The sequence below is a fragment of the Streptomyces jumonjinensis genome (assembly GCF_009600885.1).
Lineage (GTDB): Bacteria > Actinomycetota > Actinomycetes > Streptomycetales > Streptomycetaceae > Streptomyces > Streptomyces jumonjinensis.
Genome location: NZ_VCLA01000167.1, coordinates 42,822 through 53,477, shown reverse-complemented (window position 1 = coordinate 53,477; position 10,656 = coordinate 42,822). Strand labels below are relative to the sequence as shown.

The following is a 10,656-nucleotide window of genomic DNA, read 5'->3' as shown; positions in this document are numbered from 1 at the left end:
TACTTCGGCAAGTAGACCGCTCGCCGTACGCAGTGAAGGCGGCCCCCCCCGGATCTCACGGTCCGGGGGGCCGCCGCGCTGTCCCGGGGCTCAGGGGCTCGGGGGCTCAGGCAGTCGCGGCGGTATCCGGTCCCGGAAGACGGGGAATCAGCCGCGCCCAGCCGATATCCGGGCGATGGTCCTCCCCGCGCGGCGACGATTCTCCTGGCACATTACCGACCAGCGGCGGAGGAGCCATGGGCAAGCAGGTCAGATGCGGATCGACTCAGACCACGACGGGCCAGCCATGCCGGAACGCGGCGATGATCGGCTACTCCCGCTGTCAGCTCCACCGGGGCGAGTGGACTCCGCCGCAGAAGAGGAAGACCAAGAAGCGCCGGTGACCCGCCGGCCCCGCCGGAGACGTCTCCGGCGGGGCCGGGCCGGGCGGGCCCGGGCGGCGGGTCACACGGGATCGCGGTAGTACTGCCCGGCCTTGTAGTCGGCGAGCAGGGTGTACTCGACGTGGGTGACGCCGGGACCGGACCCGGCGCTGTCCTTCTCCACGGGCTCCAGGTCGACCAGGGAGTACTCGCTGTACCCGCCGAAGTCTCCGGGCTCGTCCGCGACGCCTACGTGGATGGGGGTGTCATCGGGGAGCGCCGAGAGCGCCTCCCGGAGCCTGCCCGCGGTCCATACCTGCGGGGCGTGGTCGAAAGTGTCAGCCATGAGCCGAGATTACCTGTGGCTTTTGTGCTTTTTGTGATCCCGCGCCGAAGGGCGTCCATCACCTTGGGCCCGATGCCCTCCCATCCGGCGGCGGCGGCGGACGGCGGCGGACGGCGGCACGCCGGTCCTGGCGGGGAGGGCCCGGGCGACTGGCACGCTCCCCCGCGCCGCCCCGCCGCCCGGGACCGTCCTCCTCCGCCGGGCGGGCGCTCTCCCCGGATCAGGCCGTGTACGGGCCTGCCGACATCCCGCCCGGCGAAGCTCACCGCAGCCGGGCGGACCGGCAGACGCCTTCCGGTGGGGTTCGGAGACGGCTCCCGGCGGCGTTCCCGCGCCGACTGCGTACCCCAAGCATGAAGGGGCGGAGGTCAGGATGTCGTTGACCGTCCGGGCACTGTCATTGACGATCCGTGCACACTCCGGCTGTTCAGGGCGGACCGGCGGTACTCCCGGGGCGATATGTCATACGCGGTGCGGAAGGCACGGCTGAAATGGGCGTTGCTGGTGAAGCCCCAGCGGGCGGCGATGGCGTGGATGGGGCGACGGGCCAGCCCGGGATCGGCCAGATCACGCCGGCACTGCTCCAGACGGCGCCGGCGGATCCACCCGGCGACGGTGAGCTCCTGCTCGTGGAAGAGCTTGTGCAGATAGCTGACGGAGATCCGGTGGGCCGCGGCGATCGTCGCGGGGGAGAGCGACGGATCGCCGAGGTGCTGTTGGATGAACTCCTGGACCTCCAGTCGCAGGACCCGGCCGCGGGTCTCGGGAGTCGTCTCCCCGCCCTCCGTCTCCAGGACCCTTTCGAGCAGGGAGGCGAGCAGATCGACGGTCACCGAGGCCAGTGTGGGGACATCGGACGCGGTGAACTCATGGCTGCCCGTCTCGATGCCGGTCAGCCAGCGGTGGAAGGCGCCCCCGATGCCCCGCGTCAGATCGACGGGCCGGGCGACCGCGCGCCGTACCTCCTTGGGAGGCAGCGGCAGCAGGGTCCGGGGGACGCGGATGATGAGCATGGACAGCGTGTCCGTATCAGCGGTCAGCCACGCCTGGTGCGGCTCGGAGCTGTCCACCAGCACCAGTTTCCCGGAGGTGATCGCCGCTTCGCGCCCGGCCTGCGAGACGCCCCCCGCGCCCTGGACCATGTAGTGCGCCTCATAGACCTCCGGATCCCACTGGCGTATCAGCCTGGGCGTGCGGACGCAGGTCAGCCGGGGAAACGTCAGCGAGGAGAGCAGCAGGTCCCCCAGCTCCAGAACGCGCATGGAGGCCCGGAAGTCGTCCTCCCGCTCGCTCCGGATGCAGGTCGGCACATGCCCGAGCGCCGCCGACGCCTCGAAGTAGGCGAATCGTTCGCGAGCGGGTACGTCCTCCGTGCTGAACGCGGTCACCATCATTCGACCCCATACCTCCTGTGTCCGCTCCGGGCCCCCCGTGCCCAACGATCCACGAACGGCCGCCAACCGTCGAGCACGGGCCCCGGGCGAGCGGGCGGAGCGCCCCCGGTGACCTCAGCTCAGCAGGCGCACCGGGCTGTCCGCGAGGTAGGCTTCGATGTTCTCGACGGCCTGCTGGAAGTACCCCTCGTAATTGCGCCGGGTCACATAGCCCAGATGCGGCAGCGCCAGAAAGCCGGGGGCTGTACGCAGCGGGTCCCCGGCGGGGAGCGGCTCCGTCTCGAAGACGTCCGCGCCCGCGCCCGCGATCCAGCCCTCGCGCAGCGCCGTCAGCAGCGCGGTCTGGTCCACGATCCCCGCCCGTGAGGTGTTCACCAGATAAGCGGTACGGGGCATCCGCCGCAGCTCGGCCTCGCCGATCAGATTCCGGGTCCGGTCGCCGAGCACCAGATGGATGGAGACGACGTCACTGCGCTCCAGCAGCTCCTCCTTGGAGGACGCGAAGACCGCTCCGCCCTCGGCGGCCCGCTCCGGGGTGAGACGGGGGCTCCATGCCAGCACCTCCATCCCGAAGGCCGAGCCGACCCGCGCCACCTTCTGTCCGATCCTGCCCAGACCCAGCAGCCCGAGCCGCCGCCCGTGCAGATCGGCGCCCACGGTCCGCTGCCAGGGACCGTCCGAGCGCAGGGCGTTGTTCTCGGGGACGATATGACGCGCCAGGCCCAGGATCAGCGCCCAGGTCAGCTCGGCGGGCGGCTCGGAGTTGCTGGCCGTGCCGCAGACGGTGACGCCGTGCCGGGCCGCCGCCGCCAGATCGAGGGAGGCGTTGCGCATCCCGGAGGTGATCAGCAGCCGCAGCCGGGGCAGCCGTGCGAAGAGCTCGGCGGGGAACGGGGTGCGCTCGCGCATCACGACCAGGATCTCGCAGTCGCCGACGGCGTCGACGAGCGCGTCATGGGAGGCGAGATGCGCGGTGAGGAAACGGGTCTCGACCCGGGTGTCGATCCTCGGCCAGTCGGCCAGGGAACGCGCGGCGTCCTGATAGTCGTCCAGAACGGCACAGCGCAGCCTTGTCAACGGATCTCCCCGGGGTCGCTCGGATGGTGGGGAGCGTAGTACACCGCCGGACCCGGTCGGGCCGGGTCCGGCGGTGTACGGGCGGTTCCGGGGCGGCGATGTGTCGCGGGGGCGGCTTCCTCTCTCGCGGCCCCGGCCGGGTCTCGCTCCACCGAGCCGAGCCGGTTCGGTCCGGGCGACAGGTCCTAGCCGAACCGTATGGAGGAGGTCCTGTCGTTGAAGTCGCCCAGCCATGAGGCGCTTGAGTTGTACCAGTGCCAGGCGCCGGACCATCCCGCGTGCTCGTAGAGGCTGGCCGCGCTGCACCTGGCGGTGCCCCGTGCGGAGCTGGCGATGTCGTTCCAGCCGATGGTGCTCAGATTGGAGAACTCGGGGTAGCGGAAGAAGCAGCCCTGTGTGCCGGCGAAGGCTATCTGGTACCCCTGGAAGTTCGCATCGCTGTAGAGGTAACTGAGTTCGGCCAGCCGGCTGCCGCGGGAGGACGTGAGACGGTCGAGCGCGCTGTTGAACTGCGACCTGGTGTCGTAACAGGTGGCCGTGCCGGAGTCGGCGATGACGATGCAGTCCCTGACGGGCTGCTCGGCGGCGCGGGAGTCGGCGACGGCCGGGGTGGTGAGCGCCGTGACGGCGAGCATGCCCGCAGCGATCGCGCGCCCCGTTCTGAACACGTTCATGGGACTCCTCAGTTGGATGGACCAGCCGGAGTGATGCGCATGTACATGTCAGGATGACTCTACTGTCGCGACGGTGTCCGCCGCGACGGTCGGGCTGGAGCGCGGCTGGAATCGTCACGGGTGAAGCGCTGTCGCGGTCACGGTGGACGCCGTCGCGGTCAGCGGCCCGCGGGGTCCCCGGCCAGTTCGCGTACGAGAGAGGCGACCTGCGCGGTCTCGATGAGGAAGCCGTCATGGCCGTAGGGGGACTCGATGACTCTGAGCCGGTCGGCGCCGGGGATGGACGCCGCCAGACGGTGCTGCTGGGACAGCGGGTAGAGCCGGTCGGACTCCACCCCGGCCACCAGCGTACGGGCGCTGATCCGGCGCAGCGCGGCGGTCGTGCCGCCGCGGCCCCGGCCGATGTCATGGCTGTTCATCGCCTCGGTCAGCACCACATAGCTGCCCGCGTCGAAACGGTGCACCAGCTTGGCGGCGTGGTGATCGAGATAGGACTCCACCTGGTAACGGCCGCCCTCCCAGGGGTTCTCCGTGCCCTGGGGGGCACGTCCGAAGCGGCTGTCGAGCTCGGCTTCGCCGCGGTAGGTGACATGGGCGAGCCGGCGGGCCACACCCAGCCCTTGGTACGGCCCCCCGCCGGGGCCCGCGTCGTGGTAGTTCCCGCCGTGCCAGTTGCGGTCCGAGCGGATGGCGTGCAGCTGGATGCCGGCCCACGCGATCTGCTCGGCGCCGGCGGCGGCCGTACAGGCGAGCAACAGCAGTGCCTCGGTGCGATCGGGGTGGGACACCGCCCACTCCAGGGCGCGCATGCCGCCCATCGAGCCGCCGATGACCAGCGCCCAGCGCTGGATGCCGAGCAGATCCGCCAGCCGGGCCTCGGCCGCGACCTGGTCACGGGTGGTGAGAAAGGGGAACGAGCCGCCCCAGCGGCGGCCCTGGACGGCCGCCTCACCGTGGCCTCCGCCATCTCCGCCATCTCCGCGGCCTCCGTGGCCTCCGCCGTCTCCGCCGTCTCCATCGCCTCCGGCATTCCGGAACGACGACGGTCCCGTACTGCCCTGGCAGCCGCCCAGCACATTGGGGGCGACCACGAACCAGCGGTCCGTGTCGAGGGCCCGGCCCGGCCCGATCAGCCCGTCCCACCAGCCGGGGGTCGGATGACCGGGACCGGCGGGACCGGCGACATGGCTGTCACCGGTGAGCGCGTGCAGCACCAGGACCGCGTTGGAGCCGTCGGCCGCCGGCCGGCCCCAGGTCTCGTAGGCCATCCGCACGCCCGGGAGTTCACCGCCCGCCTCCAGCGGAAGAGGCTGTTCCAGCCGGGCCCATCGGCGCCCGCCGACCGGGTCGCCCTCCTGCCAGCCCCCGGTTGCGGGCGGCAGCAGGGCGCTGGGCCCGGCGGCCCGGGTCACGGTGTTCAGGAGGCGCCCTTGGCCGCGCGGAATCCGCTCTCCAGGTCGGCCTTGAGGTCCGCGATGTTCTCGATGCCCGCCGAGAGCCGGACGAGTCCCGGTGCCGTTCCGGTGGCGGCGAGCTGCTCCGGGCCGAGCTGGCTGTGGGTGGTGGAGGCGGGATGGATGATCAGACTCCGCACATCGCCGATGTTCGCCAGATGGCTGAAGAGCTCCACGGCGTCCACGAACCGCTTGCCCGCCTCGACGCCGTCCCGCAGCTCGAAGGAGAGCACCGCGCCCGCTCCGTTCGGCAGATAGCGCTGGGCCGCCTCGTACCAGCGGTTGCCGGGCAGACCGGGATAGTGGACCGCCGACACCTCGTCGCGCTGCTCCAGCCACTGGGCCAGCGCGAGGGCGTTGGCACTGTGCCGCTCGATGCGCAGGCTGAGCGTCTCGACCCCCTGGAGCAGGAGGAACGCCGAGTGCGGAGCGATGGCCGGGCCGAGGTCGCGCAGCAGCTGGACCCGCAGCTTGACCCCGAAGGCGACCGGTCCGAGGTCCGGCCCGTACCGCAGTCCGTGGTAGCTGGGGTCGGGCTCGTTGAAGTCGGGGAAGCGGTCGGCGTGCGCGGCGAAGTCGAAGGTTCCGCCGTCGACCACGACACCGCCGAGGGTGGTCCCGTGCCCGCCGAGAAACTTGGTCGCCGAGTGCACCACGATGTCCGCGCCGTGCTCGATCGGGCGCAGCAGATACGGCGTCGGCACGGTGTTGTCCACGATCAGCGGCAGCCCCGCCGCGTGCGCGACGTCGGCGACCGCGCGGACGTCGAGGACGTTTCCGCGCGGATTGCCGAGGGTCTCGGCGAACAGCGCCTTGGTGGTGGGACGGATGGCGGCGCTCCAGGCGTCCGGATCGTCCGGGTCGTCGACGAAGGACACCTCGATGCCGAACCTCGGCAGCGTGTGCCGGAAGAGGTTGTAGGTCCCGCCGTACAGAGAGGTGCTGGAGACGATGTGGTCGCCCGCGCCCGCCAGCGTCAGGATCGCCAGGGTCTCGGCGGCCTGCCCGGAGGCGAGGGCCACCGCCGCGGCGCCTCCCTCCAGCGCGGCGATGCGCTGCTCGAAGGCGTCCGTGGTCGGATTGTGGATACGGGTGTAGATATGGCCCGGCTCCGCGAGGGAGAAGAGATCGGCGGCGTGCTGGGTGTCGCGGAAGACGAACGACGTCGTCTGGTAGATCGGCACGGCCCGCGCCCCGGTGGCGGGGTCGGGCGCCGTGCCCGAGTGCACCTGCTTGGTCTCGAAGGACCAGCCCGGCCGGGGTGCGGCGGCGCTGCCGTCGGGGGTGTGACCGGCGGCCACCTCGTCGATGGGCTGGCTCATGGCGCGTCCTTTGAACGTGGCGAACGAGGATCGTCGAACGGCGGGGAGGCACAGCCCGGAACGTCGCGATCCGCCGCGGTGCCCGCCCGCTGAGCACGGTAACGACCGAAAAATCGAACAGGGAAGGCGCACACCGATATCGCCACAACCCGGCAACACCCAGGCAACATTCGCCGAGGAACGCCGACGGCGGGCCCAGACCCCCGGCGGGAGCGTCCCCCGCGGAAGTCTCCGGCCCGTGGGACGGGCACCGTCGAGCGCGGTCGGTACAGGCCGCCCCGGCGCGGGCCGCGGCGGCCGTCCGCCCCGTGCCGGGGCGGCACGGGGCGGACGGCCAGGGAGCGAAAGCCCCGGTTCAGCAGGGCGTCAGTTCTTGATCCATACGCCGAAGTCGCGCGAAGCGGTGGCGAAGTCCTGGAACCCCATCCGGGCGCCGGCCGAGCGGGTCACCGTGCCCTTGGCGATGGCGCCGCCGTTCGCGGACGCCGAGTAGACCGGGCCGCCGCTGTCCCCGCCCCGGGCCGAGATCTGGCCGTTCATCTGCTCCGCCTCCACCAGGTCCTCGGAGTCGTTGTAGAAGAAGAGGACCTTGAGATTGCAGACCGGGCCGCCCGTCGCGCCCGCGCTGGTCACGCCGGACTGGCACAGATACTCGCCGGGGAAGACATAGTCCCAGCCCGAGACGCGGACACCGCGCTCATCGTTCCGCCCGCCCGTGTACATGAAGTTGTCCACCTGGGAGGTGGGGATGAGCATGATGTCGTGCGGGTCGTGGGCCCGCCCAGGGGTGCCGATGTACGCGCCGGCGCCGTTGGTGTAGCGGTCTCCGGGCTTGCCGCAGTGCTCGGCGGTCAGGATGTACTGGGCGCCCGCCGCGTCCCGCACGCCGAAGCCCGCCGTGCAGTTGGGGGCGCCGTTGTTCAGCAGCAGCGAACCCCCGGACCAGGGGGAGGAGTCCCTGTCCCGGGAGCGCTCCACCATCCGCTCCTCGTCGACCGTGGTGACCGGCACCCCGGCGGTCTTCGCCGCGGTGCTCCGGGCGGCCTTGGCGGCGCCGGCCGGGGCCCCGTCGCGGTCGGCCGCCAGCACCAGACCGCTGCCGTCGGTGGGGATCTTCACGGTGTGGCCCAGGGACGGGTCCTCGCTCAGCTGGGACTGGAGCCGCTTGGACGCGGTCCTGAGCTCGGCGAGCGAGTAACGCGCCTCGGCGATCCGCACCGGGGCGGTGCGCCGGGCCTCGTCGATCGCCCGCTGCGCCTTCGCGGGTATCTCGCCCTTCCACCACAGGGCGACCCCGTCGCGCTCCAGTCCGATGCCGGTGAAGCCCGCGTACCGCCCGCGGTCCACCGCCTTTCTGATGGTGCTCGCGGCGGCGACGAGAGGCCGCTGCTCCGTCATCTTCCGCAGATCCTGGGCGGGGAGCACATCGGCCAGGACGGCCGCCTTGTCGCTCTGCTGAGCGGTGGCGCTCGTTCCGCTCAGTCCGGCCAGCACCGTGGCCGCCAGTGCCGCCCCGGTGGTCAGAAGAGCTGTTCCGCGTCGCATCGTCGCTGCCTCCTTGTCGAGTACGTCCGGTGGTGGAGCCCGCCGGACATCCGGAAAGGTAGGGACGATCTGTTGCTCGATGATCAACAGGCGATAAACGCGGGAGCGGTGCCGGACGCGCGGCCTCCGCCGGGCTCCGCCGTCACCCCGACGGCCGCGCACACCCGGTACGGAGGCGGATGATCGCCGAGACTGGCCCGGTGACGACAGCCCCGGGCCGGGGGCCGGGCGGCAGCGGCGAGGAGAGACCCATGAGGATCGACGTGCACGCGCATGTCTGGACGGACGACTATCTCGACCTGCTCGACGGCTACGGGAAGACCGACACCGCCACCCAGCGGGGGACGGGAGCCGGACTGGGCGAGCGGGAGATCGAGGAGCGGTTCGCCCTCATGGACTCGGCCGGCGTCACCCATCAGGTGCTCTCGGCCCCGCCCCAGTCACCGCACTTCGCCGACCCGGAGCAGGCCCTGCACGCGGCCCGGTTCATCAACGACCAGTACGCCGAGACCGTACGGCGGTGGCCCGACCGGTTTCTGGCCTTCGCCTCCCTGCCCCTGCCGCACACCGACCTTGCGCTCAAGGAGCTGACCCGGGCCCTGGACGACCTCGGTATGGCCGGCGCGTGTGCGACCACCTCGGTCCTGGACCGCTCGATCGCCGACCCCGCCTTCGAGCCCCTCTTCGCCGAACTCGACCGGCGGTCGGCCGTGCTCTACGTCCACCCGGCCGGATGCGGCGCGGGCACCCCGCTGATCGCCGACCATCACCTCACCTGGTCCATCGGCGCGCCCATCGAGGACACCATCGCGATCATGCATCTCATCCTCGCCGGGATCCCCAGCCGCTACCCCCGGATGAAGATCATCGCCTCGCATCTGGGCGGCGCCCTGCCGATGCTGCTCCAGCGCGCCGACAACCAGTACGGCTGGGAGGCCCCGGAGACCCCCGAGAAGCCCAGCACCGCCGCGCGCCGTATGTGGTACGACAGCGTCGGGCACGGCCATGTGCCCGCGCTGCGCGCCGCCGTGGAGAGCTTCGGCGCGGACCGGATCCTGCTGGGGACCGACTTCCCCTATGAGGCCGGAGACCTCTTCCGCACCGCCGTCGCCTATGTCGAGCACTCCGGCCTCCCGCCCGAGCAGGTCCGGCGGATCCTCGACACCAACGCCCCGGCCGTCCTCGGCCTGTAGAGCAGGAGAGCGCCGATCGGGACCCGGCGCGAAGCCGCCGGACGCGGGCCCGCCGGCTGCCGCCGGGTCAGTCTCCGCCGCCCCGCCCGCCCGTGCCGGTAGCGTCGTCCGCGAAGAGATCCAGCTCGCGCCAGACCCCGGAGACCCGCCGCGCCGCCTGCCGGCTCGCCGCCGGGTCGGTCGCCGTCAACTCGGCGAGCAGACCGTACGCCACACTCGTCGCCACCGTCATCGACTGGATGTTCGCGACCCCTTCCGTGGGCACCACCAGGACATGGCGTGCCTCCCGCGCGGGCGGGGAGTGGCGGGTGTCGGTGATCACGCAGGTCACCGCCCCCGCCGTGCGCGCGACGCGCAGCGCCGCCGTCGTCGAGCGGTAGTGCTGCCAGAAGCTCCATGCCACGAGGCAGTCCCCGGCGCCCAGCCCCGCCAGCGAGTTGGCCAGATGCGGCCCTCCCCGGTCCTCGTACGTCACAGGAAGACCACGGCTGGCGGCCACCATCGCCAGCGCCTGCGCGGGGACTCCATGGGTGCCGGAGGCGACGACCAGGGTGCGGCGGGCCTCACGGACGGCCCGCACGACGCCGCGCGCCGCGCCGAAGTCGAAGGAGCGTTCCAGGGTGCGCAGATTCTGTGCGTCACGCGCGAAGGACGACGCCAGCAGCCCGCCGTCGTCCGCCGAGGGCGCTCCGGGGTCGAACCGCCGGGTGAGATACACCGCCCGCAACTCCTCCTGGAGCCCCGGCCAGCCCGGATAGCCCAGGCTCTGGGCGAACCGGACCACCGTCGCCCGGTTCACCTCGGCGCGCACCGCGACCTCGGCGGCGGTGGCGTACGAGCAGTAGGTGGGCTGGGTGGCCAGTACCTGGCGGACGAGCGCGGCCTTGGGGCCCAGGGGGACGCCCGCCGTCACACCGTCGAGCCATGCGGCGACGGTGGCCCCGCCGCCGTCCGTGTCCCCGCCCGTCCCGGGCCCGCCCTCATCGCGGTCATCGATCACCGCACCATTCTCCCCCTGCACGGATTCGTGCATAGAAGGTTGAATGAAGATCCACGTGCGGTTATCGTCCTCGCCATCGTGTACCGGCCGCCCGGCGTCACCGGCGGGCCCCGGACCCATGCCGCACCCCTCGAAGGAGCCATGCCCATGTGCCTCGACCCCGTTGCAGCGCCTCCTTCCTCCCAGGTCACCCGCCGGGGCGTGCTGGCCGGTGCGGCCGTGCTGGCGGCGGGCGGCGCCGCCGTGGCCGGTTCGGCGTCCCCGGCCGCGGCGGCTCCCCGGGGCGTGC

General features: G+C 72.0%; 10 protein-coding genes. 2 read left to right on the top strand and 8 right to left on the bottom strand.

What is annotated here, in order from left to right:
• Window positions 1-236: 236 nt before the first annotated feature.
• Window positions 237-383, top strand: coding sequence for a hypothetical protein (locus FF041_RS39305; protein WP_228388592.1), 147 nt, complete (start codon window positions 237-239; stop codon window positions 381-383).
• Between the two features lie 61 nt (window positions 384-444).
• On the opposite strand, the gene FF041_RS24520 is transcribed toward FF041_RS39305, so the two are convergent.
• The 7 genes from FF041_RS24520 to FF041_RS24490 form a co-directional block, all read right to left on the bottom strand.
• Window positions 445-708 (bottom strand): DUF6225 family protein, encoded by a 264-nt coding sequence (locus FF041_RS24520; protein WP_153524830.1) that lies wholly within the window; start codon window positions 706-708, stop codon window positions 445-447.
• A gap of 368 nt (window positions 709-1,076) precedes the next feature.
• Window positions 1,077-2,102, bottom strand: coding sequence for an AraC-like ligand-binding domain-containing protein (locus FF041_RS24515; RefSeq protein WP_153524829.1), 1,026 nt, complete (start codon window positions 2,100-2,102; stop codon window positions 1,077-1,079).
• 114 nt (window positions 2,103-2,216) lie between these two features.
• Complete coding sequence (locus FF041_RS24510) at window positions 2,217-3,179, bottom strand: D-2-hydroxyacid dehydrogenase family protein (protein ID WP_153524828.1); 963 nt, start codon at window positions 3,177-3,179, stop codon at window positions 2,217-2,219.
• Window positions 3,180-3,364: 185 nt separating this feature from the next.
• Window positions 3,365-3,853, bottom strand: a complete 489-nt coding sequence (locus tag FF041_RS24505) for a hypothetical protein (RefSeq protein ID WP_153524827.1) — start codon at window positions 3,851-3,853, stop codon at window positions 3,365-3,367.
• A 158-nt stretch (window positions 3,854-4,011) separates the two neighbouring features.
• Complete coding sequence (locus FF041_RS24500) at window positions 4,012-5,274, bottom strand: homoserine O-acetyltransferase family protein (protein ID WP_194292161.1); 1,263 nt, start codon at window positions 5,272-5,274, stop codon at window positions 4,012-4,014.
• Window positions 5,271-6,629: a bifunctional o-acetylhomoserine/o-acetylserine sulfhydrylase gene (locus tag FF041_RS24495; protein ID WP_153524826.1), complete on the bottom strand. Its 1,359-nt coding sequence runs from the start codon at window positions 6,627-6,629 to the stop codon at window positions 5,271-5,273. The genes FF041_RS24500 and FF041_RS24495 overlap by 4 nt, the downstream gene beginning before the upstream one ends.
• A 366-nt stretch (window positions 6,630-6,995) precedes the next feature.
• On the bottom strand, window positions 6,996-8,174 hold the full coding sequence (locus tag FF041_RS24490) for a trypsin-like serine protease (protein ID WP_153524825.1): 1,179 nt from the start codon (window positions 8,172-8,174) through the stop codon (window positions 6,996-6,998).
• A 251-nt stretch (window positions 8,175-8,425) separates the two neighbouring features.
• Here FF041_RS24490 and FF041_RS24485 point away from each other — a divergent pair, with 251 nt between their 5' ends.
• A complete protein-coding gene (locus tag FF041_RS24485; protein ID WP_153524824.1) occupies window positions 8,426-9,367 on the top strand; it encodes an amidohydrolase family protein in 942 nt (313 codons plus the stop codon).
• Window positions 9,368-9,434: 67 nt separating this feature from the next.
• Here FF041_RS24485 and FF041_RS24480 read toward each other — a convergent pair whose 3' ends face one another.
• Window positions 9,435-10,367: a MurR/RpiR family transcriptional regulator gene (locus FF041_RS24480; RefSeq protein ID WP_194292148.1), complete on the bottom strand. Its 933-nt coding sequence runs from the start codon at window positions 10,365-10,367 to the stop codon at window positions 9,435-9,437.
• Between the last annotated feature and the right edge of the window lie 289 nt (window positions 10,368-10,656).

What these genes read in the sequence shown, in the direction of transcription:
- FF041_RS39305 (WP_228388592.1), top strand. Translation starts at nt 237, where the DNA reads ATGGGCAAGCAGGTCAGATGCGGATCGACTCAGACCACGACGGGCCAG.
- FF041_RS24520 (WP_153524830.1), bottom strand. Translation starts at nt 708, where the DNA reads ATGGCTGACACTTTCGACCACGCCCCGCAGGTATGGACCGCGGGCAGG.
- FF041_RS24515 (WP_153524829.1), bottom strand. Translation starts at nt 2,102, where the DNA reads ATGATGGTGACCGCGTTCAGCACGGAGGACGTACCCGCTCGCGAACGA.
- FF041_RS24505 (WP_153524827.1), bottom strand. Translation starts at nt 3,853, where the DNA reads ATGAACGTGTTCAGAACGGGGCGCGCGATCGCTGCGGGCATGCTCGCC.
- FF041_RS24495 (WP_153524826.1), bottom strand. Translation starts at nt 6,629, where the DNA reads ATGAGCCAGCCCATCGACGAGGTGGCCGCCGGTCACACCCCCGACGGC.
- FF041_RS24490 (WP_153524825.1), bottom strand. Translation starts at nt 8,174, where the DNA reads ATGCGACGCGGAACAGCTCTTCTGACCACCGGGGCGGCACTGGCGGCC.
- FF041_RS24485 (WP_153524824.1), top strand. Translation starts at nt 8,426, where the DNA reads ATGAGGATCGACGTGCACGCGCATGTCTGGACGGACGACTATCTCGAC.